This window comes from Amycolatopsis orientalis DSM 40040 = KCTC 9412 (assembly GCF_000478275.1).
In the GTDB taxonomy this organism is placed as follows: Bacteria; Actinomycetota; Actinomycetes; order Mycobacteriales; family Pseudonocardiaceae; genus Amycolatopsis; species Amycolatopsis orientalis.
The window spans coordinates 155477-179976 of the sequence record NZ_ASJB01000051.1 but is presented as its reverse complement, the minus strand read 5'-3'; the positions used below and the strand labels follow the sequence as shown (position 1 = coordinate 179976).

Genomic DNA, 24500 nt, shown 5'->3' with positions numbered 1-24500 from the left:
ACGCTTTGCTAACTACTTTTTCAGTCCCGGAAGGTGAAGCTGTCCCCGCGCGGTGACCGGGGTGTCGTAGTTTTCGAGCGTCGCGGCGTTCGCCGCCCGCGAAGTGATCCAGGTGAACACCTTCGTCATCGGCTTCGAACCCAGCACCCGGTACAGGAAGTTCCGGTAGCCGACCATGAACCGGGTCTTCGGCGCGAGGAACGTGCCGATCCCGGCCGCCTGCTTCTGCGAAACCTTCACCGGACCGCGCAATTTCTCTTCGTAGCGTGCGAAGGCGACCTCGTGGTCTCCACGCGCGGCGGCGAGTTCTCCCGCCAGGATGTACGCCCCCATCATCGCGAGCCCGGTGCCCGAACCGCCCGGACCGGCGCACCAAGCCGCGTCGCCGAGCAGCACGACCCTGCCCTGCGACCACTTGTCGAGGTGGATCTGGCTGAGCGAGTCGAAGTACAGCACCTCGACGTCGGCGAGCCCTTCCAAGAGCGCCGGAGCTTCCCAGCCGAAGTCGGCGTAGCGCTCGACGAGGACCTTCTTCTGTGCCTCGATGTCGCGCCGATGCACCTCCAGCGGTCCCGACGCGAAGACGAAGCTGACGTTGAGGACCGAACGGTCCCGGCCGCTGGCGACCATCACCGTCCGGCCGGGGACGCTGCAGATCTGGCCGAGGTGGTCGAGGTCGAGGTGGTTGGGCGCGGTGAAGCCCGCGGTGTGGAAGCCGAGATCCGTGCGGAACCGCTCCTCCTCACCGAAGGCCAGGCGACGGACACCCGAGTGCAGTCCGTCCGCGCCGACGACCAGGTCGAATCTGCGCTTCTCGCCGTGGGCGAAGGTGACGTCGACACCGTCCGCGAGCTCGTCCAGACCGGTGATCCAGTCGCCGAAGACGTACTCGACGTCGTTTTTCGTGTGGTCGTAGAGGATGCGCGTCAGGTCTCCGCGTTCGATCTCGACTTCGCCGCTGAAGAACACCGACGGCATCTCGGCGACCTTCTTGCCCCGGGTGTCGACGACGACCTGCGAGCCCATCGCGGTTTCCTTCGCGCGGATGTCCTCGAGGATGCCCATGCGCTTCAGCAGGGTCATCTGCTCACCCCGGAAGTCGACCGCGCTGCCCCCTTCACGCAGGGCCGGGGCGCGCTCCACGACCGTCGGCACGAAACCGCGCTCCCGCAGCCAGAAGGCGAGGGCCGGTCCCGCGATGCCGGCGCCGGAGATCAGAACGGTGGTCGTCATGGCTGCTCCTTGGGGTTCTGGGTGATGGGAGTGACCGTACGGCAGATTTGCACGCTTGGTCAAGCCATATGGTTAAACCAAATGGATAAACCGGGTGGTCTAGGATCTCGGGCATGGGTAATCGCGAGGACCTGATGGCGGGCGCCATCCAGTGCTTGAAGGAAAAGGGCTGGTCACGCACGACGGTGCGGGACATCGCGGCGGCGGCCGGGGTCAGCCACGCGGCGATCGGCTACCACTTCGGGTCGCGGGAAGCCCTGCTGCTGACGGCGTTCTCCGAGGCGATGGACCACTGGGGCAAAGAGGTTCTGGAGGAGATGAAGAGCGCTGTCGACCCGGACGCCTCGCCGTCCGAGCAGTACCGGGCGTCCTGGCGCGCGATGATCGACTCCTACGGCCGCAACCGGCAGCTGTGGATCGCCTCGATCGAGGCGTTCGTGCAATCCGAACATCACCCTGAACTGCGGAAACAGCTCGCCGCCGCCCAGCGTGAAGGCCGCCGCGGGATGGCGGCGGGTGTGCTGGGGATCGACGAGGACAGCCTCACCGAGGCGGACGAGCGCCGGATCGGCGCGGTCGCCACGGCCCTGAATTCGGGCGTGATGCTGCAGCACATGCTCGACCCGGAGAACGCCCCGACGGCCGACGAGGTCGTGGATGGGCTGATGACGCTCGTCTCCCTCGTGTCATGAGGGGTCCCATAGGACGAAATTCGTCCTATGGGGACCCTCATGACACACCCGCGGGAGGCAGGCAGGTCAGGAGACGGCGACCTTCCGCCGCAGCGCCGCCCGCGGCCGTCCGACACCCTGCCAAGAAAGGCCAGCGTCGAGAATCTGGCGCGGTTCAAGGAGATTGCGCGTGTCGACGACCGAGTCGCCGTCCATCTGCTCGGCCATGTAGTGCCAGTCGAGCCGCTTGAACTCGTCCCATTCCGTCAGCACGACGACGGCGTCGGCCGCCTTCGCGACCTGGTACGGGTCGTCGACCACGGTCATCCCGGCGAGCTGACCGCCGATGGCCGGGTCGTAGGCGGTCAGTTCCGCACCCAGCGCGCCCAGCACCGAGGCGACCGCGAGCGCGGGCGAATCGCGCAGGTCGTTCGTCCCGGCCTTGAACGCCAGGCCGAGGAGGCCGATCCGCGAACCGGCCAGTGTCCCGCCGACCGCGCCGGCGATCTTCGCGACGATCCGGTCCCGCTGCGCGATGTTCTCCTCGATCGCCGAGGTGAGCAGCGTGAAGTCGTACTGCACGGACTCTGCGACCCTGACCAGCGCGCTGGTGTCCTTCGGCAGGCACGAGCCACCCCAGCCCGGACCGGGTTTGAGGAACGAACGCCCGATGCGCCGGTCGTAACCCATGCCTTCGGTGACCAGGTCGATGTCCGCGCCGAGGCGTTCGCACAGTTCGGCGATCGAGTTCACATAGGACAGTTTCATCGCGAGGAAGCAGTTCGCCGCGTACTTCACCAGTTCCGCGCTGGCCGCGTCGGCGACGACGACCGGGGCGGCGAGGTCGGCGTAGAGATCGCCGACCCAGCGGGCGGCCGCGACGTCGTCGGAACCGACGACGATCCGGTCCGGGCCGAGGAAGTCCTCGACCGCGGTGCCCTCGCGCAGGAACTCCGGATTGGACACGACCGGCACGTCCGTGCGGCCGAGCATCGCTTGGATGCGCTTCGACGTGCCCACCGGCACGGTGGATTTGGTGATCAGCGCACAACCCGCGGGGATGACGTCACCGATTTCGGTGGTCACCGCTTCGACCGCGCGCAGATCGGCCGAGCCGCCCGCGCCCATCGGCGTGGGCACGCAGAGGAAGACGGCCTCCGCGTCGCGGACCGCGTCGCGCGCGCCGACCACGAAGTTGAGTCTTCCGCTGGTCAGCCCCCTCGACACCAGCTCGGACAATCCCGGCTCCAGGATGTCCACCCGTCCGGCGGAGAGCCTTGCGACCTTCGCCTGGTCGACATCGACGCAAGTGACTCGATGCCCCAGGCCGGCCAGGCAGGCCCCCGTGGTCAATCCGACGTAACCGGTCCCCACCACCACGATCCGAGCAGCGCTCATGCTGCTGAAGGTGACAGCCGCAGTTGACCTCCGAGAGAACGGAATGCTTCGGGTCCGAATACTCCTCACGACATGCTGCGCACCGGCGTGAGCCATCACACGCGCTCCACTTATGCGAACGAGCGTTAACCTATGAACGGTTGTCGACGAAAGGGAGAACATGCAGATCACCGACACCGCGGCGCTCGTCACGGGTGGCGCGTCCGGGCTCGGCGGTGCGACCGCGAAGGCGCTCGCGGCGAAGGGCGCGCGGGTCTTCGCGCTGGACCTCGCCGGTGCCATCGAGGGCGCCGACCAGGTCGAGGGCATCACTTACGTCGAGGCCGACGTGACCGACCCGGAGCAGGTGCGCGCCGCCGTCGCGACCGCCGCCGAGTCCGGGGTGCCGCTGCGGACCGTGGTGAACTGCGCCGGGATCGGGCCGTCCGCGCGAATCCTGTCGAAGAAGGGACCGCACGACCTCGCCCTGTACGCGAAGGTCGTCCAGATCAACCTGATCGGCTCCTTCAACGTGCTCACACTGGCCGCCGAGGCCATCGCGAAGACGGAACCGCTCGCCGACAACGCGCGCGGCGTCATCATCAACACCGCGTCGATCGCCGCCTTCGACGGCCAGATCGGGCAGGTGGCGTACTCGTCGTCCAAGGGCGGCATCGTCGGGATGACCCTGCCCGCCGCGCGTGACCTCGCGTCGCACGGGATCCGGGTGCTGACCATCGCGCCGGGCATCGTCGACACCCCGATGCTGGCGACGGTGAGTGAGGAGTTCCGCGCTTCGCTGGCCGAAGGCGTTCCGTTCCCGAAGCGGCTCGCGCGGCCGGACGAGTACGCGCAGCTCGCGCTGTCGCTGATCGACCACGACTACCTGAACGGCGAGGTCGTCCGGATGGACGGCTCGCTGCGCATGGCCCCTCGCTGAGCCTCCTCCGCGCGCCAGGAAAGGTCCTTTCCTTGCAAATTTCGCAAGGAAAGGACCTTTCATGGCACGTCAGGGGCGGGTGAGCCGGACGTCCAATCCGATTCCGGCGGTGGTGATCTCGCCCGTCCGGAACGCGGTTTCGGCGACCAGCCCGCCGAAATCGACCGGCGTGTAGGCACGCCGCCGCAGCTGACCGAGCGTCTGCCGGGTCGTCAAAGCGGCCAGTTTGCCGAGCTTCATGCTCTCGACCTCGCGCACGATGTCACCGTCGGTCGCGTCCCGGTTCATGTCCTGCACCACGGCCGTCCCACCCGGACGCAGCACGCGGTGCATCTCGTCGAGCGCCTTCACCGGCCACACGAAGTTCTTGAACGCGGCCTGGCAGACGACGAAATCGAACGACTCGTCGTCGAACGGCATCCGTGAAACGTCGCCCTCGCGGAACTCGACGTCGACGCCCTGAGCCCGCGCGTAGTCACTCGCGATCTCGACGAACGTCGGTGCGACGTCGAGGCCGGTGACGGAGAACCCGAGCCGCGCCAGTTCGACGGCGAAGTAGCCGGGGCCGAAGGCGACCTCCAGGATCTTCGCGCCTTCCGGCAGGTCCGCGGTGAGTTCGCGCGCCTGCCGCCGCCAGAGTTCGAGCTGCGGTTCCGTGCCGCGCTGCCGGGCGTAGTTCCGTGCCAGCGCGCCGCCCATCTCCGGGATGAGCTTGAACCGTTTTCTGTCCTTGATGTTCGACATGGTCACTCCAGGTTGGTGTGCCCGGAGCCCGGCTATCCTCAAGATGCCTTCTCGTGGCCGGGTTCCGGTTGCGGGATCGTCGCCCCGGAGAGGTGCTGCAACACCCCTCCGGGGCCCTTTCAACTGCGGGTGCTCCCCCTTTCCGTCACCAGGGCCCGCCATTCGGCGAGACCGGGCATCGAGCCGGAAGTCAGTTCTTCGAGGACCGAGCGGACCCAGTCCGCCTCCGCCACGCGGATCGCCAGGTGGTACTCGACCTCGAGCAGCACCAGTCGCGGAATCTCCTCCAGGAGCCGCGCCAATTCGGCCCGTGTCGAGGCGATCTCGTCGTCGAGCGCCGCCAGCCGGGTGCGGAACAGGGCGATCACCTCGTCCGGTCCGAGCCACCCGAGCACCGACAGTCCGGCGACGAACTTCGGTTCCTCCGGCGCGAGTTCGGCGAGCAGCTCGCGCAGCCAGTCGAGCATTTCGTCACGGCCGGCGTCGGTGATCCGATACACCGTGCGCTCCGGACGGGCACCCTCGCGACCGCTCTCGACGGTCTCGATGAAGCCGTGTTTCCGCAGGTTGCCGACGACCGTGTAGAAGGAACCCCATTTGATCCCCATGTCGCGGTCCTTGCCGCGAGCCTTCAGGACCGAGGCCATTTCGTACGGATGCATCGGGCGCTCGTTCAGCGTGGACAGGATCGCCAGCGCCAGCAGATTCCCGACCTTCCGTCGCTTCACCACGCCTCCTCGCCTACGAATACTCGTAAGCGAGTATTCGGACGGACGAGCTTGATCGCAAGTCTCCCGGCCGCCGGGAGATCAGAGGTCGTTCATGTACGGCACGGAGGTCTGCGCGTGGTCGGTCATCCAGTTCCGCAGCGCGTGCGTGGCCAGGACGTCGTCCTCGTTGTAGCGCAGCAGGCGCTCGCGCTGGACGTCGTCCGGGACACCGCCGTCCATGCCGACGGCGTCGCGGTACCAGCTCATCGACGCCTCGCCGCCCGCCTCGGGATCGCGCCAGGCGAAGCCGGCGACCGGGGCGATCACCTTGAGCCCCTTGCCGTGCGAGCACAGGAACTGGTCGGTGACGCTGCGGAAGAGATCGATCCACTCCCCGGAGTCCACAAAGGACGCGATCTCCGCCTTCGTGGGGACGCCGGGGTAGTCGCCGAACCGGTCCGCGGAGCCGAAGAGCCAGCGGTTCTCGGCGAGCGCGTTGTAGCAGTAGGCGCGGAAGGTCAGCCCGGCCGCGAGGGTGCGTTCGCGGACTTCCTTGAACCAGGCCCAGAACTCCGCGAACGACCGCGCCTCGTCCGCGGTCGGCAGCGGCTCCCAGGTCGCGAAGGCCCGGTAGCCCTGCTCCATCCCGATGTCGGCACCGGTCAGCAGCGAACCCCACAGGTAGGCACCCGAATCACCGAAGCTCTCCATGTCGACGTCGACCTCGACGTCGCCGCGGGAGACCTCGATGCGGTCGACCTTGCGCACCATCGTGAGATCGGCGAGCCAGGCACGCGCGAGGATGATCGCGTCGGCGAAGGTACCGCCGGTCCAGTTCATCGGCGGGGGCTCGTCGGCCGGATCGAGGGCGGCCAGCTTGTCCACTGTGGACACCCCGGCGCGGCGGAGTTCCATCGCGTCCTCGCCGCGGACGACCAGGCTGACGTCGCGGGTTTCGGTGAGCACGACCTCGCACGTCGGCCACCAGGGACAGCGACGGCATTCGAGGACGCGGGACGGCTCGGCGAGCGGCTCCTCGCCTTCGGCGGCCGCGCTCGCGATGGCGAGCCTGTCGGCGAAGCGGCTCTGGTACTCCGTCAGCGCGCTTTTCCCGCCCGGCCAGGTGCCGGCGGACAGGTCGTGCCAGACGACGACGTCCGCGTCGAGCCCGATGACGCCGCCGATGGCGCGGTGCCCTTCGTGCTTCCCGAGCGCTTCGAGCATCCGATAGAGGTGCGCGAGCCGCATCTGGTCGCGCGGTTGCGACCGGACCTTTCGCGCCGGGTCGGGCAGCCGGCGCGCCGGGTCGAGGTCGGTCATCACCGTGGTCGGCGCGCCCGAGCCGCGATCGGTGATGCGGTGCCGCACGACCAGCACCGGCACGTACCCCGCGCCCGTGTGGACCAGGAGTTCGGAGCCGCCACGCCGGTGACCCGCGCGGTCCACCGGCAGCAGCGCGCCCCAGATGTAGCGCGCTTCGGCGGCGAAGGCCTCTTCGGTGAGCTGCACGCGCTCGGCGGCCGGGAGGTCGCGAGCGATCTTGACCCAGCCCGCGTCCGGGCCGGTCGCGTCCATCAACCGCCGCACGATGGCCTCGCGATGCGCTGCCGCGTCGGCGATCCGCTGCTGTGCGGCGGGGTCGGGCGGGGCGAGCGGGACCTCGCGCATCGCCGGATCGTGTTCAAGGTGCACGCGACGCCGGCAGCGGCTCACCGCTCCCGCGTCCAGTAGCACCTCGTTACTCACAGACAACACTCTAGAAGGCGACCGGCAAGCCGACATGCCCGCCACTTCGGGGACCAGTAAGTTCGTCTGTGACACAGCGTGGGAGGTGCCATGGCGCGCAAGGCCAAAGCCGTCGAGGGCGAAGGCAGGTTCACCCCGAAGAAGGCGAAAAACGCCGTCGCGGTGGCCAAAGTGCTCGGACCGGCCGTACTGCCGGTGATCGCGCCGTACGCCGTTCGTGCGGCGGGTGCCGCACGAGAGCTATACGACCGTTACCAGGCGAAGAAGCTCGGAGTCGCCGTCGACCAGCTCGGCGAGTACAGCGGACGCGGTGCCGCACTGCACGCGCGGATCGCGGGGTTGACGCAGGGACTCGCGGAGCTGAAGAAGTCCGCGAAGGCGACAGACGCCGACGTGGCCTTCGCGAAGGACACTCAGGGGACACTGGAGCAGCTTTCGGCGACCGTTCGTGCTTCGGAGCGGATGCCCGCCGCACGGCGCAAGGCGGCGCACCGGGCCGTGGCCGGGGAGCTGGACCAGCTGGAGGGGAAGCTGCTGCACCGGTTGGGGGTCTGAGCGAGCTGAAGGGAGCTTTCCCCGCATGAGATGCGAGGAAAGCTCCCTTCACCGCGTGGGATGCGGGGAAAGTCCCCTTCAGCTCCCGCCTAGGAGATGAAGCCCTTTTTCTTCATCCATTCGTAGGCGACCTCGCCCTGGTCACGGCCGTCGACGTCGACCTGTTTGCACAGTTCGATCATCTGCTCGTTGTCGATGGCCGCGCTGACGGCTTCGAGCGGGCCGCGCAGCTCCGGGTGCTGGTTCAGGAACTCCGTCCGCAGCGTCGCCACGGCGTTGTACTGCGGGAACGCCTTCTTGTCGTCTTCGAGGACGCGCAGGTTGAGCCCGGCGATACGGCCGTCGGTCGTGAAGATCTCGCCGATCGGGCAGGTCCCGCTCGCCACGGCCGAGTAGATCGTGCCGATGCCGAAGTTCTTGATCACCGGGTTCTGGAACCCGTACGCCCGCACGGCGGCGGGGAAACCGTCCTGACGGCTGGTGAACTCGGTCTCCAGGCAGAACACGTTCTGGTCGGGCTTCCCCTTCAGGAACGCCGCCAGATCCGACGTCGTCTTCAGGTTGTTCGCCGCCCCGTAGGCCTCGGTGACCGCGAAGCCGTACTGGTCGTTCAGCGGCGAGTAGTTCAGCCAGGTGATACCGAACTTCGCCTCGTCGGCCGCCTTCGTGGCTTCGTACTGCGCCTTTTCGCCGCCGGGGACGGGGAGTTCGTTGCCCTGGTAGTTGATCCAGCCAGTGCCGGTGTACTCCCAGGCGACGTCGGTCTGGCCGGTGAGCAACGCCTGGCGCGACGAGTTCGAGCCCTTGATGTCGGTCAGGTCGATGACGTCCGCGCCCGCCGCGGAAAGCGCCATTTCGGCCATATAGCCCAGAATGATGTTCTCGGTGAAGTCCTTGGAGCCCACCGTCACCTCGACGCCCTTGAGCGACGGGATGGGCTGGATCGAGCCGGGTTCGATCTTGTAGGGCAGCGCGGTGTTGACCTCGAGCCCGCACGCGGAAAGCGTGCCGCACAACAGGACCGCACCGAGAATCGCTTTCAGTCGCATGTCAGCGGAGTCCCTTCGGTCCGAAGAACTGTTCCGCGACCGCGCCCAGCCAGTCCACCAGCAGTGCCAGCGCGACGGCGAGCACCGAGCCGGTGATCAGCACCTTCGTCAGGTTGAGCTTGTAGCCGGTGTCGATGAGCAGGCCGAAGCCGCCGGCGTTGACGAACATGCCGAACGTCGCCGTGCCGACGGCCAGCACCAGCGAGGTCCGCAGGCCCGCCAGGATCAGCGGGATGGCCAGCGGGAACTCGACCCGCCACAGCACCCCGGTGGCCGACATGCCGATACCGCGGCCGGCGTCGATCAACGCGGGGTCGATCTGCTGCAGGCCGACCATCGTGTTCCGCAGCACCGGAAGCAGCGAGTAGAACGCCAGCGGCAGCGCCGCGACCCACAGTCCGCCGGTCGCACCGGTGACGATGAACCACAGCACCAAGACGCCGAGCGCGGGCGCGGCCTGGCCGATGTTCGCGACCGCCAGGAACACCGGCGCCGCCCACCTCGCCCAAGGCCGCGTCACGAGCACCCCGAGCGGTACCGCGACGGCGACCACGATCGCGGTGACCACGATGGTCATCGCGAGATGGTCGCGCAGCGCCGCGAGCAGCCCGGCGGCGTTGAGCGTCTCCTTCTCCGTCGCCGTCAGATCACTGGCGAAGACCCAGATCAGCACCCCGGCGACGATCAGCAGCACCGCCGCGGGCTGGGCGAACAGCCGGACCCGTTCGGCGCCTCTCGACGAGGATTCGGTGGAGAACCCGGTATCGACGGCCGTCATGCGGTCACCCCTTCCGCCGGGTTGTCGTCCGCGTGCTCCTCGCGCAGTTGCTGGATCGTCGAGATGACGGTGTCGAGCTCGATCGTCCCGGCGTACTCGCCGCGCGCGCCGGTCACCGGGACGCTGCCGCCCTCGGCGAGCATCGCCTCGAGCGCGTCCTGCAGCGTCGACTGGAGACTGACGTAGTCGCGCAGCGGTTTGCCCGCGGTGGACAGCGACGTCGCCTTGGTCAGGTCGCGCACGTGGACCCACCGCATCGGACGGCGGCGCTGGTCGAGCACCAGTACGAAATGCTTGCGCTGCTGAGTCAGCTTCTCCCGTACGGCCGACGGCGATTCGCTCACGGTCGCCGTCAGCGCGTCCTGCTTCAGCTCGACGTCGCGGACCCGCAGCAGCGTCAGCTGCTTCAGCGAGGCACCGGCGCCGACGAAACCGGCGACCGTGTCGTCGGCCGGGTTCGCGAGGATCGCGTCCGGGGTGTCGTACTGGAGGATCTTCGACTGGTCGCCGAGCACCGCGATCTTGTCGCCGAGCTTCACGGCCTCGTCGAAGTCGTGGGTGACGAAGACGATCGTCTTCTTCAGTTCGGTCTGCAGGCGCAGCAGTTCGTCCTGCAGGTTGCCGCGGGTGATCGGGTCGACCGCGCCGAACGGTTCGTCCATCAGCAGGACCGGCGGGTCGGCCGCGAGCGCCCGCGCGACGCCGACGCGCTGCTGCTGCCCACCGGAGAGCTGACGTGGGAAGCGGTCGCGGAAGTCGGCCGGATCGAGACCGACCAGGTCCATCATCTCCTCGACCCGGTCGTTGACCTTCTTCTTGTTCCAGCCGAGCAGTCCGGGCACCACCGCGATGTTCTGCGCGACGGTGAAATGCGGGAACAGCCCGGCCTGCTGGATCGCGTAGCCGATGCGACGGCGCAAGGTGTCGACGTCGAGCTTCAACGCGTCGTCGCCGCCGATGGTGATCCGGCCGGACGTCGGCTCGATCAGCCGGTTGATCATCCGCATCGTCGTGGTCTTGCCGCAGCCGGACGGGCCGACGAAGACCACGATCTTGCCCGCGGGCACCACCATCGAGAAGTCGTCGACCGCGGGCTCACGGGTGCCGGGGTAACGCTTCGTGACGTTCTCCAGCTCGATTTCGACGCCGGATACGGTTTCAGCGTGCTCAGCCACGGACACCCCTTGAGACGGTCAAACGGTTGATCAGGACGTAAACGGCGTCGAGGACCAGCGCGAGGACGACCACACCGAGCGTCCCGGTCAGCGCCTGGTTGAGGGAGTTCGTGCTCCCCGCGTTGGTGAGGCCGGAGAAGACCTCCGAACCGAGGCCTGGGCCCTTCGCGTAGGCCGCGATGACCGCGATGCCCATCAGCATCTGCGTCGCGACCCGCATACCGGTGAGAATGGCCGGCCAGGCGAGCCGCAGCTCCACCCTGGTCAGCACGCCGAACCGGCTCATGCCGATGCCGCGCGCCGCGTCACTGACCGCCGGATCGACGCCGCCCAGCCCGACGATCGTGTTCCGCACGATCGGCAGCAGCGCGTAGAGCACGAGTGCGATGACGGTGGTGTTCACCCCCAGGCCGAAGACCGGGATGAGCAGGCCCAAGAGGGCGAAGGAGGGGACGGTGAGGATCGTGCTCGCCAGCGCCGTGGCCACGGCCGACCCGATCGGGCTGCGGTAGACGGCGACCCCGATCACCACGCCCAGGACGGCGGCGATGATCGTGCACTGCACGACCGCGCTGACGTGGAGAAGCCCTTGGAGGGCGAGTCTGTCCCACCGATCCGAGATGTACTCGAAGAGGTTCATCGCGTGCTGGTTCTCCCGCCGCCTCTGAGTGAGAGTGCTCACCCATTCGGAGTAGCTGTATCGGGAGCCTGACTACCCAAAACCCGCGCGGTCAAACCCCGGTTTACCGCTTCTTTGCAGCCAACAGTTCCCCATTCGGCGTAAAGCGGCAACCGCACGCGTCGATCCGGCGGCCACTTTCCCACCGCTCACCAGCCGGGAGGACGTCGACCGCTCCGCCGCACGTCGCATACGCTTCACCCCGTGAGCAAGGGAAGTCATCGCCGAGGCGCGTTACGCGCTGTGCGTGGTGGCTTGCTCGGGGTGAGTTCCGCGGCACTGGCCGTGACCGCGCACGTCCTCGGGGACGGTGAAGTACCCGATACGGCGATGACGCTGTTGCTCACCGTGCTCATCGGCTGGAACGCCGCCGCGCTCGCCGCCAAGGCGCGGGGACCGGTGGCCACGATCATCGACCTCGGCGCCGGCCAGGTCGTGATGCATCTCGTGCTCAGCTCCCTGAGCAGCCACGAACTCGCCCACAACGCTCCCGCACCCGCCTCGGGCGGGCTCGCGATGACCGTGGCCCACGTCGTGGCGACGCTGGTCACCGCGCTGCTGCTTGCCAAGGCCGACGGACTGCTGCTCGGCGTCCTCGCCTGCCTGCGCGCGCTGGTCCCGTTCATCCTCGGCGCGCTTCCCGTTCCCGCCCGTCCGACGGCCCCGGTACTCGGCCGTCCGGCCGGCCCCGGTCACCTCGTCCGCGTGGACCTTCGCCGGGTCCACGGCAGGCGCGGTCCACCGCTCTTCTCCTGAATCCGGCTCATCCCCCGTAATCCGGCGAGGTCCCCGAACCCGCCGTTCGATCCTGTTCAGGAGTATTCGTGTCCAAGCACGTCTTCAAGCGCGCCGGTTTCCTGGCCGCCACCGTCGGTATCACCGGTCTGCTTTCGGCCGGGATCGCCTCGGCCCACGTCACCGCCAACGTCTACGGCCCCCAGCCCGAGAAGGGCGGCTACGGGTCGATCTTCTTCCGCGTCCCCAACGAGGAGAAGGACGCCGGCACGGTCAAGGTCGAGGTCACCATCAAGCCCGAGTACGCGCTCAGCTCGGTGCGTACCAAGCCGATCCCCGGCTGGAAGGCCGAAGTCGTCAAGTCGAAGCTGCCCGCCCCGGTGACCACCGCGTCCGGCACACAGATCACCGAGGCCGTGACCAAGGTGTCCTGGACCGCCGAGCCCGGCACCAAGATCGCCGCCGGTTCGAGCGAGTTCCAGGAGTTCCAGATCAGCGCGGGCCAGTTCCCCACCACCATCGACGCGCTGGAGTTCCCGGCCACCCAGACCTACGAGAACGGCAAGGTCGTCAACTGGGACCAGCCGACCCCGGCTTCGGGCGAGGAGCCGGAGCACCCCGCGCCGAGCGTGAAGCTCGCCGAGAAGAGCGGTGACGGGCACGGCGGCGGACACGGCTCCAACGCGAAGGCCGCCGAGGAGTCGCACGCTTCGTCGTCGTCCGACAACACCGCCCGCTGGCTCGGCGGCGCCGGTCTGGCCGTCGGCGCGCTCGGACTCGGCGTCGGCGCCGGGGCCACCCTGCGCGCCCGCCGCGCCACCGCCACCGCCAAGAACACCGAGGGAACCGAGTAAATGCGTAAGGCGCTCATCGCGCTGGCGATCACCGGGGTGGCGTGGCTCGCCACCGCCACCCCGGCGCTGGCGCACAACGTGCTGATCTCGTCCGACCCGGCGAAGGGCGCTTCGATCGCCACCGGGCCGGCGAAGGTCACGCTCACGTTCGACCAGTACGTCCAGAACGCGAACGTCAACCAGATCGCGGTCATCGGACCGGGCGGCGGCCAGTGGGCCGAAGGCCAGGTCGAGGTCCGCGACAGCGTCGTGACCGTCCCGCTGCGGCCGCTCGGGCCGGCGGGCGAGTACAAGATCGGCTACCGGATCCTCTCCGCGGACGGGCACGCCGTGACCGGCGAGGTGCCGTTCACCGTCACCACCGCGGGTACCGGGACACCGGCGACCGTGGACGCGGCCAAGAGCGGCGGCGGGGAAGCCGCGAAAACCCCGGCGACCGGCGGCGAAGGCTCGTCCGGGGTGCCGATCTGGGTGTGGATCGCGGGTGCCGTCGTGCTCCTCGCCATCGGACTGACCGTCGCCCTGCGCACCGGCGCCGGTGACAAGGAGAAGAGCGGGTCATGACCCAGGCCGAGACCACCTCGCGCGCTCGCGTCGCCGTCCTGTTCTGCGTGGTGACGGCGGGGATCGTCGGCGCCCTGATCGGCGTCGCGCTGACGGCCACCGCCCCGGTGCCCGGGGTCGCGCAGGTCAGCGAGGTGGTCTCGGTCGCCATCCCGATCGTGCGGGTATTGCTGGACATCTCGGCGGTCGCCACCATCGGGCTGGCGCTGCTTTCGGTGCTGGTCGGCTACGACCGGCCGAAGCTCTCCGAGCCGATCATGCGGCTCGCGCGGCCCGCGAGCGTCGCGGCCGCGCTGGTCTGGGCGACCACCGCGCTCGTCGCGCTGATCCTCCAGACCGCCGAATACCGGCCGGGCTCCAGCACGCTGTCGATGTCGGACGTCGGCGGCTACATCGCCGACGTCGGCGCGGGGAAGGCGCTGCTGATCGTCGCGGTGCTGGCCCTGCTGCACGCCGGACTCGGCATCCTCGCGCTGAAGCACGGCGAGAAGGTGCCCGCCGAGGTCCGCGTCGGGCTCGGCTTGTTCGCGCTGCTTCCGCTGCCGGTCACCGGGCACGCGTCGAACTGGAACTACCACGACTACACGATGATCTCGATGGAGCTGCACGTGATGAGCGCCGTCGCCTGGACCGGCGGGCTCGGCGCGATGGCGGTGCTGCTCGTCGGCAACCGGACACTGCTGGCACACGCGCTGCCGCGGTTCTCCAAACTGGCGACGCTCTGCCTGCTCCTCGGCGCGGCGACCGGCCTGTTCAACGGGCTGATCGAGATCACGCTCAACCCGTCGATCGGGTTCTGGGAAGGCCTGTTCACCACGCCGTACGGACAACTGGTGCTGCTCAAACTGTTGTGCACCGGCGTGATCGCGGGACTCGGCGCCTACACTCGCTGGAAGCTGATGCCGCGGATCATCCGGCACAACCGGACGGCGCTGGCCGCGTGGGCGACGCTGGAGCTGACCGTGATGGGGCTGGCGTTCGGTTTCGCCGTCGTCCTCACGCGGGCGCCTGTGGTGCCGACGACATAGCGGCCGTTCGCAGGTATCTCCACCAGTGGAAGAACGGCAGCCCCGCGTCGCTGAAAAGTGTTGTCAGGGCAGCCGCATACGCTCAGTGGATGTCCCCGCCGCAGGCCTTCGCCGACGAGTCGTTCCACGAGGACATCTTCGGAGGCTTCTACGTGCTCGCGGCTGCGGTCCTGCCGGTCGCCCGACACGCCGAGCTGCGCGAAGTGATGCTGGATGTTCGCGGTAGCCGTCGTAGTAGCAAGCTGCATTGGTATCCGATGGATCACCAGGAGAAGCTCGAGGTCGCCAAGCGCATCGCCGACTTCGATGAACTGCACGTGGTGACCGTCGGCACTCCAGTGCGGCCGAAGAGGCAGGAGCGCAGTCGCGCGATGTGCCTGCAGCGGCTGGTCGTCGAGCTGCACGGCGTCGGCGTCGACACCCTCGTCGCCGAGGCGCGGCAAGCCGACCTGAACAAGCGCGACATCGACAGCGTCCGGCACGCGGGCTGCACCTGCCCAAGTGGACGGCTTTTCGCATCGAACACCGCTTCGGCAAGGATGAGCCGCTGTTGTGGATCCCCGACGTCGTGGCCGGGGCGGTCCGGGCCAGGCTCACCGGCGACGACGCTTTCTTTCAGCCGTTGAGCGGCTGTGTGCACGAGGTCCGGCTGGATACGCCGACCTGACCGGCCCTGGGAATGCGTAAGGCCAGGCTCCCGGTCATGCCCCAGGTCACCTGGCCTTGCGACTCGCGCGACGTCCACGACGGCACGCTCTCAACGAGTGGGTACCAGCCCCTTGCTGTCGCACCGGCAAGCCGATCCGACGTGTCGAGCGTAGCTCATGAATGCGCGCATCTGCACTTCGTCCCGACGACATAGCTGTTACAGCCCTTGCTCCATCCGGCCGCATTTGGCCGGTTTCGCTGTCCTCTTCGGACCTCCGCCGGGATGCTCTACGCGATCGCTGGGGTTAACCCGAAAAGGGGATGGTAGATGGGCAGCCCGATGCCGGGTGACGGTGAAGTCAGCACGCCAGTGGTACCGCGCCAGCGTTCGGCGGCCCCGCTCACCAGGCAGGTGAGTTCGGGTCCGCGTCAGCTCCCGCCCGCACCGGCGCATTTCACCAACCGCGCGGCCGAACTCACGCGGCTCGAGAACCTGCTGGCCCAGGACGACGCCGACGTCGACCGGCCGTCGGTGCACCTGATCAGCGGCCAGGGCGGCATCGGGAAGACGGCGCTGGCGACCGCGTGGGGCCGCCGCCTCGGTGAGCGGTTCCCGGACGGGCAGCTCTGGGCGGATCTCGGCGGCTTCAGCACCAACGGCCCGCTCTCCCCTGGCGAAGCGCTCGGCCGGTTCCTGCGCGCTTTGGGCGTCCCACCGGAGGGCCTGCCCGCGGACGTCGAGGAACTCGCCGCCCTGTACCGCTCGACGACCGCCGACCGGCCCCTGCTCGTGCTGCTCGACAACGCGGGGTCGACCGAGCAGGTGCTGCCCCTGCTGCCCGCCTGCGGGAAAAGCCTCGTGATCGTGACTTCGAGGCGACGGCTGGGCAGGCTTCAGACCGAACATCGCGCGAAGCTGATCGAGCTGGCCCCGTTCGGCTCCGCGCACAGCGCCGAACTGCTGGACCGCGCGGTCGGCGCCGAGCGGATCGGTGCCGAAGCAGGCCACGCGCGCGACATCGTCGACCTGTGCGGCGGCCTGCCGATCGCCCTCACCACGATCAGCGCGAAGCTGGCAGGACGGCCGAAAATGTCGTTGGAGAAGATCGCCACCGAGCTGGGGAAGGAATATCGTCGACTGGCTACCCTCTCGACGAAAGAGGCCCAATCGGTGGAAGCCAGCTTCAACCTGTCCTATGACGAGCTCCCCTCCGACGCGGCCGCGCTGTACGCGGCGCTCGGCCTGCACCCCGGCCCCGACTTCGGCGTCGGTGTCGCGGCCGCTTCGATCGGCATCCGCCCCGAGGTCGCCGACGACCTGCTGGACCAGCTCGTCGACGTCGGGCTGCTGATCGACCGCGGCGACGACCGGTACACCTTCCACGACCTCGCGCGGCTGCACGCCAAGGAGAAGACGGCGGGCAATGAGCACGATCGCGAGATCGCCGTGCGCCGCATGCTCGAGTGGTACCTGTACACGGCTTCCGCGACCTCGAGCCTGACCACGCCCGACCAGGACGAGATCCCGTACGACTACGAGTACCGCCCGGCGACGCGGGTCAGGTTCGAGTCCTCCGAGGAGGCACTCGCGTGGCTGGAGCTGGAGCGCGAGAACCTCATCGCCGCGGTCAAGGCGGCCCTCGACGCGCAGCTTCCGGAGCTCGGCTGGCAACTGGCGGCCGCGATGTGGCCGCTTTTCCTGCTGCGCAAGCACTATCCGGACTTCCTGCGGGTGAGCGAGATGGGCGTCCAGTGCGCACGGGCCTGGGGCAACTCCTCCGCCGAAGCGCTGATGCACAACCGCGGCGGCGCCGCCTGCCGCGGCACCGGCCGCTACGACGACGCCGTCCGGCACTATCTGGCCGGACGCGACGCCGCGCGGGCGGGCGGGGATCACGTCGTCGAGATCCGGTCCGTGGAAGGGCTCGGCCTGGTCGCCCTGCAGCAGGGCAGGCTCGACGAGGCGATCGAGTGGTTCACCGAGGACCGTTCGCTCAGCGAGCGGCAGGACCGGCGGCACGACGTCGGGCTGGCGCTGATCAACCTCGGCGCGACCCGCGCGCGGATCGGGCAGGCCGAAGCCGCGATCGCCGACCTCACCCTGGCTCGCGACGTCCTCGACGGTGACGACTACAACGTGGCCCGTGCCCGGATCGAACTCGCCCGCGCTCTCACCGCCACCGGTGACCTCGCCGCCGCGCGGGCCGAACTCGGACCCGCCCGCGCCACCATGGAGGCCAGCGGGTCGAGGTTCGAGGTGGCCAGGGCGCTGTCGGCGTTCGGCGAGATCGCCGAAGCGGAAGGCGAACCCGAGGAAGCCCGGCGCCACTACGACCAGGCGTTGCCGATTTTCGTCGGACTCGGCCGCCCGGAAGCCGACGCTCTGCGTACACGTTTGGAACAACTGTGACCCGGCGGCACCGATCGGTGCACAACGACGAGGTGAACCACCATGCGCTAAATGACTGAGCGTAGCTGCAAGTTGCACATTTGGGGGAGCATTGATCCAATGGAAGTGATTAGCGCGGCCGAATTCGTCACCCATTGATCAGTGATTTCGGGCAAGCGACGAACGGTCATTTGCCGTCGGCGAATGCACGTGCAAGTTACCGTTCGCGGACGACTCACCGATACCGGTTCCATCGGGCGCCGGTGCGCCCATACCGGAGATCGTCCAATCGTTTTCGCAGCTCATCCCGCACGCTGGGATGACTCCGGAGAATCGGGAGGACACTCGTCGTGAGCTTCAGTTCACGGATGGCACGCAGTACCGAGAAGCCCGACCAGGTGGTCACGTCGAATCCGTACCGCTCGGCGAACACGCGATAGCGAGCCGGGGGATCACCGAACCGTTCGAGGCCGACGGCGAGCGGGGTGAGGTCCCATTCCGGCGGCCCGACACCGGACGAATCGAAATCGCACAGCACCGGTCCGTCCGGTCCCGCGATCACATTCCCGGGGTGCGCGTCACCGTGGATCAGGCCCCGGGGCAGGGGGAAGTCGAGTGTCGCGAGCGCGGCCTCGACCTCGGCACAGCGGTCGAGCAGGAACCGCCGGTCGCCGTCGGCCAGCTCCTCCGCGTCCGAAACCCTGGCCCGGACCGCGGCGAACGGTGCCCATTCGGCGAGGCCCTCGGGCGGCTCGAGCGCGTGGACCTGGCGAAGCAGCGCGGCGAGGTCCGCGGATTTGGCCTTCCGGCCGGTGGAGGGCACTTTCCACCACACCGTCACGAGATGTTCGCCGACCGGGACGGGCTGTTCGATACCGGGAAGCAACCGGATGGCCGGCACTCCGTGCACTTCGAGATGGCGCGCGACCCGCACGACGGTGCCGACGCGATGCCGTAGCTGGGTGGAGCCGACGATCCGGACGACGAACGGCGCGCTCGCCAGTGCGTAGACGGCGTTGTTGGTGAACCTCAGCAGCCGGGCGCCTTCGGCGTCCACGCCCAGCAGTTCGCACGTCCGCCGCAGGGCGTCGTGCAGTTTGCCGGGCGTGAACCGGCCGTCCAATCCGGTCCGCTCAGGCGGCGTAGAAGGAGTTGAGGCGATCGGCGAGGTCACGGGCGTCGGCGTTGTTCCGGCGGCGCTCCGCCTCGACCTGCAGCGGCCGCATGCGGTCCTTCACGCGCTCCGACTTGATGCCCTCGGCGCAGTCGACGGCTTTCGAGCCCACCTTGGAGCCATGATCGAGATCGCCTTCGAGCAGGTGATTCGTGGCCAGTGCGCTGAGCATGAAGGTCTTGCTGCGGGCCATGTCGTCGTCGTAGGACTCGACGGCCTTCGTCAGCGCCGGGATCGCGTACTTGGTGTGCTCGGCGTTCTTCGCGGCGAGCACCGTGTGCACGGTGCCGATCATGGCGTAGACGTCGGTCTCGGTGAAGAACTTGACCCAGGACTCGGCCTCGGCCAGGTTGGCGCGGGCGAACTCGTCCTTGCTCCGGCCGAGCAGCTTCACGGCCTGCTCCTCGTTGCCCATCATCGCGTAGGCCCACGCCTCGTTGGCGCAGAGCACGGCGACCGCCAGCTCGGAGCCCGATTCCTGGGCGGCGATCTGGCCGAGCTGGAACAGTTTCAGCGCGTCGTTCGGCGCGTCCTGGTGCAGGTAGACGCGGCCCATCCGGTACAGCACGTTGGCCACCAGCGGGTGGTTGTCGCCCTGTTTCGCCAGGTCCAGCGCGTTCGCGAAGTGACCACGGGCGGAGTCCATGAGACCGGTGTCGAAGGAGGTCCAACCGGCGAGGCTGTGCAGGTCGGCCAGCGCGACGTACAGGCGGTTCTTGACCATTTCGGTGCCGCTGGACTCGAGCATCTGCTGTCCCCAGGACAGCTGGGCGACCACGGCGTCGCGGCAGAAACCGCCGCCGTACTGGTAGTCGAGGGACCGGAGCGCTCTGGTCGCGGCTTCCACCTGGCGGACGTCGGTCATGCCGATCCGCCCGGGAGCGGGCGTCTTCGCCGGCCCCGCCGACCACGTACCCGATTCCGGACCGAACACCGCCGCACCCATCGTGACCTGGGCGGCGTGCGCGAGGAACCTCCGTCGCTTCACGGACTCGTCCTCCTCCGCCTGCTGGCCGTCGGCAGCGCCGACGACCTTTATCGCTGTCGCCTCGTCATAGGCGAGACCCATGTATCCCCTGGGGACACCAAGGCCGTCAGCGATGCGGGTGAGCACGTCGTACGCCATCACCTGGCGACCTTTGAGGATCTCGGACACCTCGGACTGCGACTGGCCGGTCATCGCGGCGATCTGGCGCTGCGAAACACCGTGCTTGCGCAACAGCCGGTACACGGAAGAGATCTCCCGTGTGGCCAGTGCGGCTCGCATCTCCGGCTGCTCCCAGGCATCCGGTGGCACGGGGTGACTCTGGCGGCCCTTGGCACTCGCGTCCGAGCCGGCGACAGCGCCGCCACCGATACTGGCGTCCATTGCGCCCCCTCACAGTTCCGTTGGGGTCGAGAAACAGCGTAGGCACACCTATTCAACCGCGCGAAACACCGGAATGCCCGCCGTGATCGGCCCGGCAGAAGTCGTTTGACCGCTTACCGTGAAACCTCGTCCGGTCACCGCTATGACGGCGGTTCGACCTTCTATCGAACTCGGTTTCACATCACTGTAGTTGTCAGATCTCCGTGACCGACCGGCCACCGGCAGCGATCACAGAGAGCTACCAAGTCTCCGAACCCCCTACAGGTGCGGATACGCGGTTACGAAGACGACGTGGAACGAGAGAGCGGAGAAGAGCCAGTGGAGTTCGTGGACTCGATCGCAACAGGCTCCATCACCGCGGGACGGCCCGGTATGGCCACGCGCCACCTGCGTGCGGCCGGCCCCGCCGGTCAGCAGGCGGTCGCCGTCGCCCCCGGTGCCAACCGTCCGGTCTCCCCGTCCGCCCCGGTCGACCCCCGTACCGCGAGTGTGCGCCGTTATGAAGGCGGACAACTGGTCTGGCGCGTGCAGTGCGGCGATCTCATCAGCCGCGAGCGCGCCGTCACCGTGTTCGTCGAAGACAACCAGGTGGTTCTCGTCTCGCCGCCAGGAGAGACCGCGCGCCTGACGTCCGGCCAGCTCGGACAGCTCAGGGCCGCGCTCAACGAAGCCGCCAAGATGGCGGAAAGGTAACGGTGAGTTCTCCGTGGATCAGGTCCTAGGGCAAGTCCTCCGCAACGCGGTTTGGGAACGCCTCGACATGCTCTCCGATCTCGCGACCCGGGCCGACGCGCAGTCGCTCGTGTCGGTCGCCCGCTCGGAGCTCCCCCGGCTTACCGAAGGCTGGCGCGCCATGCTCCAGGCGCACGAGCCCGACGAGCGCGGGGACTGCCCCACCTGCTCGACCCGCTGGCACAAGTGCAAGGCCCCCTGCTCGGTGTGGCAGGTCGCGCACGAGCACCTGGTCGCCGGTGGCCTCGCCCCCCAGCAGACGGCGGCCACCCAGGACCACCGGCGGGAGAGCCGACGGCGTCTCCCCGGGCAGACCCGCGCCGCCAGCGCGAGCGAAACCACCGGCAGGCACGCGCTGGTCACCCCGCGCAGGCCGGCCATCGGCGGCGTCCACGCTTAGAAAGCCGGGCGAGTGAACGGCGGTCCGAGCGCCCCCTCGGCAACCACGCCACGATCTCGCCCTCGCCGGCAGCGGTTCGCGCGTACCCCCGAACGCGACGAGACGCTCTCGGTAATCACTCCGGTCCCCACCGCGATTAATCGAAAATTATCGGCAGAACACCTAGCGAACGCAGTAATCGGTCGCTAAGTTGATGATCACAAACGCAGCGCGATTCCTGGTCAGGAGCCCGCTGCCATCCCCCGAACCCCGCGGGCCGGTGCCGTTGCACTCCCCTCCCCCGACCGGCACCGGTCCGCGGTCTCCACTCCGCTGATGGCTTCTCAGCGGGACGAAGAACTTCGAACCGCGGCTCAGCTGACCGCTTTCACCCGCGTGACCAGCACCGCGGCGAGGACGGTGGACAGCGCCGAAGCCGCGAAGAGGCTCGGATAGCCGCCCAGGTAGGCGAGAATCGGCGCGGTCAGCATCGGCGCCACCACCTGCGGCAGCGAGTTCGCGATGTTGATGACCCCGAGGTCCTTCGCCCGGTCCTGCGCGGCGGGCAGCACCTGGGTGAGCATCGCCAGCGCGACGGCCATGTACGCGCCGAAACCGACGCCCAGCAACGGTGACGCCGCGAGCGCGGCCGTCCAGTTCTGCCAGACGACCAGTACCAGCGCGGCGACCGCCATCACGACCGACGCCGCCAGGACGTACGGCTTACGCCGTCCGGACTTGTCGGAGAAATGCCCGGCGATGAGCGCGCCGACGATCAGCGCGGCCCCGTAGAGCCCCATCATGATCAGCAGGCCGGTGTCGGGGTCTTCGTAGTGCACCGCGTCCTTGAGGAAGAACAACAGGTACAGCGTTCCGAAGGCGTTGCCGAGGTTGATCATGAAGTGGCAGCCCCACGCCCAGGCGAAGTCGGGATGCCTGCGCGGGGAGATCCACAGGTTCGCCAGCACGTCCCGGGTGCGGACGGACGGCCGGAACTCGGCCGGCAGCCGCGCGTCCGGCGTGCGGAGGATGAAGGCCGCCGCCCCCGCGAGCACGATGGCCGCGCAGACCGCATAGCCCAGGGGTAGTCCGGCGACTTCGAGCATCACCACGACGACCACCGCGCCGAGTACGGTCCCGAGCATCTGGGCGATGCCGACCAGCCCGCCGACCTGCGCGCGCTGCGGCACGGGGACCCGGTCGGCGATGGCCGAAACCAGCATCGCGAGCATCCCGTTGAGCCCCGCTTGGACGAGGCACCAGCCGAGCACCATGACCGCGATGTTCGGTGCGAACGCGAGGACGAGGAGCCCGGCAGCGGCGACCGCCGCACCGGCCGCCGTCCACGGATGACGGCGGCCGCGGGCGGAACAGGTCCGGTCCGAGAGCAGGCCGACGGCGGGGTTGGCGATCAGCGCGATGACCGCGCCGATTCCGGTGACCAGGCTGAACACGGCCTCTTTGTTGGCCGCGTCCAGAATTTCGGCCTGCTTCGGCAGCAGGACCTGGATGGGCGCGTAGATCCCCAGCCACAGCGCGATGTTCGCGAAGAACAGCAGGCTCATCCACCCCGCGCGGACCCTGGCGACCGGTTCGGCGAGTGCCTCGGGCAGCTCCGTGACCTCACTCATGGCTGATCAGTTTCCGGTACCAGTCGAAGGAATCCTTCGGCGTCCGCTTCTGCGTCTCGTAGTCGATGTGCACCAGGCCGAACCGCGGCTGGTAACCCTTCGACCATTCGAAGTTGTCCATCAGCGACCACACGAAGTACCCGCGGACGTCGACGCCGGCGTCCATCGCCTCCCGGACCGCGACGAGGTGGCTGTCGAGGAAGTCGATGCGCTCCTGATCGTGCACGTGCCCGTCTTCGGCGACGACGTCGTCGAAACTGCAGCCGTTTTCGGTGATGTAGACCGGCGGGAGGTGCTCGCGGTAGCGCTCCTGGAAGCCGACGAGCAGTTCGCGCAACCCATGCGGGACGATCGGGGAATCGTTGGTGGTCAGGGGATATCCCTCGATCGCGCGAAGTTCGAAGGGCAGCGGATTGCCTTCACCGGGCGCGGCGACGCCCTGCGGCTCGTAGTAGTTCACGCCGTAGAAGTCGAGCGGCTGCGCGATGGTGGCCAGATCCTCCGCGAAGCCGGCGGGGAGATGCGGCACGACCTGTTCGGGATAACGGCCCAGCAGCACAGGATCGGCGTACGTCCGGTTGATGAGGGCGTCGATCCATTCGCCGGCGGCCTTGTCCTCCGGTGAATCGGAGGCGGGCCAGATCGGCGAATGGTTGTTGGCCGTGCCGACGCTGCCGGCACCCGCCGCGCGCAGCGCTTGGACGGCGAGACCGTGCGCGAGATTCTGATAGTGCGCGGTGGGCAAGGCGTCGAGCAAGAGGGTCTTGCCGGGGGCGTACTCGCCGATCGCGTATCCGAAGATCGACATGACCATCGGCTCGTTGAGCGGGATCCACATTTTCACCCGATCGGAGAATCGCTCGCCCACGATGGCGGCGTATTCGCCGAACCGCTCTGCGGTGTCACGGGCGAGCCAGCCACCCTTGTCCTCGAGCGCCTGCGGGAGGTCCCAGTGGAAGAGCGTCCCCGCCGGGCGGATACCGGCGGCGCAGACCTCGTCGATGAGTTCGTCGTAGAAGGCGAGGCCTTCCGCGTTGGGCTTTCCGTCGCCGTCGGGCTGGATCCTCGGCCAGGCGAAGGACATCCGGTAGGCGCCGACACCGAGTTCGGCCATCAGCGCGATGTCCTCGGAGTAGCGGTGGTAGTGATCGGCCGCTACCTTTGCGTGCTCAGCCCGCGCGATCTTTCCTTCCGTTTCGGTGAAGGTGTCCCAAATGGACAGTCCCCGGCCACCTTCTCCGGTCGCCCCTTCGATCTGAAAGGCGGAGGTCGAGACACCCCACAGGAATTCGGACGGGAAAGTCGGATTCTCCACCGGCGGCACACCTTTCCTCGGGACA

General features: G+C 68.3%; 24 protein-coding genes. 11 read left to right on the top strand and 13 right to left on the bottom strand.

Annotation, left to right across the window (positions count from 1 at the left end):
* Nucleotides 1-12: 12 nt before the first annotated feature.
* Nucleotides 13-1233: an FAD-dependent monooxygenase gene (locus L324_RS17290; RefSeq protein ID WP_037308897.1), complete on the bottom strand. Its 1221-nt coding sequence runs from the start codon at nucleotides 1231-1233 to the stop codon at nucleotides 13-15.
* A gap of 113 nt (nucleotides 1234-1346) precedes the next feature.
* On the opposite strand from L324_RS17290, the gene L324_RS17285 reads away from it, so the two are divergent.
* The gene (locus L324_RS17285; RefSeq protein ID WP_037308894.1) at nucleotides 1347-1925 is read left to right on the top strand and encodes a TetR/AcrR family transcriptional regulator; all 579 of its coding nucleotides are present in this window, start codon (nucleotides 1347-1349) and stop codon (nucleotides 1923-1925) included.
* Between the two features lie 66 nt (nucleotides 1926-1991).
* Here L324_RS17285 and L324_RS17280 read toward each other — a convergent pair whose 3' ends face one another.
* On the bottom strand, nucleotides 1992-3398 hold the full coding sequence (locus tag L324_RS17280) for a UDP-glucose dehydrogenase family protein (protein ID WP_268871920.1): 1407 nt from the start codon (nucleotides 3396-3398) through the stop codon (nucleotides 1992-1994).
* 64 nt (nucleotides 3399-3462) lie between these two features.
* Here L324_RS17280 and L324_RS17275 point away from each other — a divergent pair, with 64 nt between their 5' ends.
* A complete protein-coding gene (locus L324_RS17275; RefSeq protein ID WP_037308891.1) occupies nucleotides 3463-4221 on the top strand; it encodes an SDR family NAD(P)-dependent oxidoreductase in 759 nt (252 codons plus the stop codon).
* 69 nt (nucleotides 4222-4290) lie between these two features.
* On the opposite strand, the gene L324_RS17270 is transcribed toward L324_RS17275, so the two are convergent.
* The 3 genes from L324_RS17270 to L324_RS17260 all read right to left on the bottom strand — a co-directional run bounded on the left by L324_RS17270 (nucleotide 4291) and on the right by L324_RS17260 (nucleotide 7457).
* Nucleotides 4291-4965 (bottom strand): class I SAM-dependent methyltransferase, encoded by a 675-nt coding sequence (locus tag L324_RS17270; RefSeq protein WP_037309029.1) that lies wholly within the window; start codon nucleotides 4963-4965, stop codon nucleotides 4291-4293.
* 119 nt (nucleotides 4966-5084) lie between these two features.
* Nucleotides 5085-5693 carry a PadR family transcriptional regulator gene (locus L324_RS17265; protein ID WP_081736376.1) on the bottom strand — a complete coding sequence of 203 codons (609 nt, stop codon included), beginning with the start codon at nucleotides 5691-5693 and terminating at the stop codon, nucleotides 5085-5087.
* Nucleotides 5694-5774: 81 nt separating this feature from the next.
* Nucleotides 5775-7457, bottom strand: a complete 1683-nt coding sequence (locus tag L324_RS17260) for a TM0106 family RecB-like putative nuclease (protein WP_173426378.1) — start codon at nucleotides 7455-7457, stop codon at nucleotides 5775-5777.
* Nucleotides 7458-7511: 54 nt separating this feature from the next.
* On the opposite strand from L324_RS17260, the gene L324_RS17255 reads away from it, so the two are divergent.
* On the top strand, nucleotides 7512-7976 hold the full coding sequence (locus tag L324_RS17255; protein WP_037308883.1) for a DUF6474 family protein: 465 nt from the start codon (nucleotides 7512-7514) through the stop codon (nucleotides 7974-7976).
* A gap of 89 nt (nucleotides 7977-8065) precedes the next feature.
* Here the strand turns inward: L324_RS17255 and L324_RS17250 are convergent, their stop codons facing one another.
* The 4 genes from L324_RS17250 to L324_RS17235 are packed head-to-tail and all read right to left on the bottom strand — an operon-like array spanning nucleotide 8066 to nucleotide 11618.
* Nucleotides 8066-9025, bottom strand: coding sequence for a glycine betaine ABC transporter substrate-binding protein (locus tag L324_RS17250; RefSeq protein ID WP_037308880.1), 960 nt, complete (start codon nucleotides 9023-9025; stop codon nucleotides 8066-8068).
* Nucleotide 9026: 1 nt separating this feature from the next.
* Complete coding sequence (locus L324_RS17245; protein WP_037308878.1) at nucleotides 9027-9803, bottom strand: ABC transporter permease; 777 nt, start codon at nucleotides 9801-9803, stop codon at nucleotides 9027-9029.
* A complete protein-coding gene (locus L324_RS17240) occupies nucleotides 9800-10984 on the bottom strand; it encodes an ABC transporter ATP-binding protein (protein ID WP_438938457.1) in 1185 nt (394 codons plus the stop codon). Before L324_RS17240 ends, L324_RS17245 begins: the two co-directional genes overlap by 4 nt.
* Complete coding sequence (locus tag L324_RS17235) at nucleotides 10971-11618, bottom strand: ABC transporter permease (RefSeq protein ID WP_037308875.1); 648 nt, start codon at nucleotides 11616-11618, stop codon at nucleotides 10971-10973. The genes L324_RS17240 and L324_RS17235 overlap by 14 nt, the downstream gene beginning before the upstream one ends.
* 303 nt (nucleotides 11619-11921) lie before the next feature.
* Between L324_RS17235 and L324_RS17230 the strand changes: the two genes are divergently transcribed.
* From L324_RS17230 to L324_RS17205, 6 genes are all read left to right on the top strand, one after another.
* Complete coding sequence (locus L324_RS17230) at nucleotides 11922-12413, top strand: hypothetical protein (RefSeq protein WP_152546890.1); 492 nt, start codon at nucleotides 11922-11924, stop codon at nucleotides 12411-12413.
* A 68-nt stretch (nucleotides 12414-12481) separates the two neighbouring features.
* Nucleotides 12482-13246: a YcnI family copper-binding membrane protein gene (locus L324_RS17225; protein ID WP_037308872.1), complete on the top strand. Its 765-nt coding sequence runs from the start codon at nucleotides 12482-12484 to the stop codon at nucleotides 13244-13246.
* Nucleotides 13247-13810: a copper resistance CopC family protein gene (locus L324_RS17220; RefSeq protein WP_037308870.1), complete on the top strand. Its 564-nt coding sequence runs from the start codon at nucleotides 13247-13249 to the stop codon at nucleotides 13808-13810.
* Nucleotides 13807-14838 carry a CopD family protein gene (locus L324_RS17215; protein ID WP_037308867.1) on the top strand — a complete coding sequence of 344 codons (1032 nt, stop codon included), beginning with the start codon at nucleotides 13807-13809 and terminating at the stop codon, nucleotides 14836-14838. The genes L324_RS17220 and L324_RS17215 overlap by 4 nt, the downstream gene beginning before the upstream one ends.
* An 89-nt stretch (nucleotides 14839-14927) precedes the next feature.
* On the top strand, nucleotides 14928-15464 hold the full coding sequence (locus L324_RS17210) for a hypothetical protein (RefSeq protein ID WP_051173935.1): 537 nt from the start codon (nucleotides 14928-14930) through the stop codon (nucleotides 15462-15464).
* Nucleotides 15465-15814: 350 nt separating this feature from the next.
* The gene (locus tag L324_RS17205; protein ID WP_037308864.1) at nucleotides 15815-17896 is read left to right on the top strand and encodes an ATP-binding protein; all 2082 of its coding nucleotides are present in this window, start codon (nucleotides 15815-15817) and stop codon (nucleotides 17894-17896) included.
* Nucleotides 17897-18110: 214 nt separating this feature from the next.
* Here the strand turns inward: L324_RS17205 and L324_RS17200 are convergent, their stop codons facing one another.
* Nucleotides 18111-18998: an aminoglycoside phosphotransferase family protein gene (locus tag L324_RS17200; RefSeq protein ID WP_037308861.1), complete on the bottom strand. Its 888-nt coding sequence runs from the start codon at nucleotides 18996-18998 to the stop codon at nucleotides 18111-18113.
* 10 nt (nucleotides 18999-19008) lie between these two features.
* The gene (locus L324_RS17195) at nucleotides 19009-20418 is read right to left on the bottom strand and encodes a helix-turn-helix transcriptional regulator (protein ID WP_037308858.1); all 1410 of its coding nucleotides are present in this window, start codon (nucleotides 20416-20418) and stop codon (nucleotides 19009-19011) included.
* A gap of 318 nt (nucleotides 20419-20736) precedes the next feature.
* On the opposite strand from L324_RS17195, the gene L324_RS17190 reads away from it, so the two are divergent.
* Nucleotides 20737-21111, top strand: a complete 375-nt coding sequence (locus L324_RS17190; RefSeq protein WP_034309365.1) for a hypothetical protein — start codon at nucleotides 20737-20739, stop codon at nucleotides 21109-21111.
* 13 nt (nucleotides 21112-21124) lie between these two features.
* Nucleotides 21125-21550, top strand: coding sequence for a hypothetical protein (locus L324_RS17185; protein WP_037308853.1), 426 nt, complete (start codon nucleotides 21125-21127; stop codon nucleotides 21548-21550).
* 353 nt (nucleotides 21551-21903) lie between these two features.
* Here L324_RS17185 and L324_RS17180 read toward each other — a convergent pair whose 3' ends face one another.
* Together L324_RS17180 and L324_RS17175 are read right to left on the bottom strand one after the other, a co-directional pair.
* Nucleotides 21904-23160, bottom strand: coding sequence for an MFS transporter (locus tag L324_RS17180; RefSeq protein WP_037308850.1), 1257 nt, complete (start codon nucleotides 23158-23160; stop codon nucleotides 21904-21906).
* Nucleotides 23153-24475, bottom strand: coding sequence for a GH1 family beta-glucosidase (locus tag L324_RS17175; protein WP_037309018.1), 1323 nt, complete (start codon nucleotides 24473-24475; stop codon nucleotides 23153-23155). The genes L324_RS17180 and L324_RS17175 overlap by 8 nt, the downstream gene beginning before the upstream one ends.
* Between the last annotated feature and the right edge of the window lie 25 nt (nucleotides 24476-24500).

Excerpts from the sequence above, each read along its gene's own strand:
- L324_RS17180 (WP_037308850.1), bottom strand. The coding sequence starts at position 23,160 with ATGAGTGAGGTCACGGAGCTGCCCGAGGCACTCGCCGAACCGGTCGCC.
- L324_RS17210 (WP_051173935.1), top strand. The coding sequence starts at position 14,928 with ATGTCCCCGCCGCAGGCCTTCGCCGACGAGTCGTTCCACGAGGACATC.
- L324_RS17275 (WP_037308891.1), top strand. The coding sequence starts at position 3,463 with ATGCAGATCACCGACACCGCGGCGCTCGTCACGGGTGGCGCGTCCGGG.
- L324_RS17285 (WP_037308894.1), top strand. The coding sequence starts at position 1,347 with ATGGGTAATCGCGAGGACCTGATGGCGGGCGCCATCCAGTGCTTGAAG.
- L324_RS17250 (WP_037308880.1), bottom strand. The coding sequence starts at position 9,025 with ATGCGACTGAAAGCGATTCTCGGTGCGGTCCTGTTGTGCGGCACGCTT.
- L324_RS17255 (WP_037308883.1), top strand. The coding sequence starts at position 7,512 with ATGGCGCGCAAGGCCAAAGCCGTCGAGGGCGAAGGCAGGTTCACCCCG.
- L324_RS17220 (WP_037308870.1), top strand. The coding sequence starts at position 13,247 with ATGCGTAAGGCGCTCATCGCGCTGGCGATCACCGGGGTGGCGTGGCTC.
- L324_RS17290 (WP_037308897.1), bottom strand. The coding sequence starts at position 1,233 with ATGACGACCACCGTTCTGATCTCCGGCGCCGGCATCGCGGGACCGGCC.
- L324_RS17260 (WP_173426378.1), bottom strand. The coding sequence starts at position 7,457 with ATGTCGGCTTGCCGGTCGCCTTCTAGAGTGTTGTCTGTGAGTAACGAG.
- L324_RS17245 (WP_037308878.1), bottom strand. The coding sequence starts at position 9,803 with ATGACGGCCGTCGATACCGGGTTCTCCACCGAATCCTCGTCGAGAGGC.
- L324_RS17195 (WP_037308858.1), bottom strand. The coding sequence starts at position 20,418 with ATGGACGCCAGTATCGGTGGCGGCGCTGTCGCCGGCTCGGACGCGAGT.
- L324_RS17205 (WP_037308864.1), top strand. The coding sequence starts at position 15,815 with ATGGGCAGCCCGATGCCGGGTGACGGTGAAGTCAGCACGCCAGTGGTA.
- L324_RS17280 (WP_268871920.1), bottom strand. The coding sequence starts at position 3,398 with ATGGCTCACGCCGGTGCGCAGCATGTCGTGAGGAGTATTCGGACCCGA.
- L324_RS17215 (WP_037308867.1), top strand. The coding sequence starts at position 13,807 with ATGACCCAGGCCGAGACCACCTCGCGCGCTCGCGTCGCCGTCCTGTTC.
- L324_RS17270 (WP_037309029.1), bottom strand. The coding sequence starts at position 4,965 with ATGTCGAACATCAAGGACAGAAAACGGTTCAAGCTCATCCCGGAGATG.
- L324_RS17235 (WP_037308875.1), bottom strand. The coding sequence starts at position 11,618 with ATGAACCTCTTCGAGTACATCTCGGATCGGTGGGACAGACTCGCCCTC.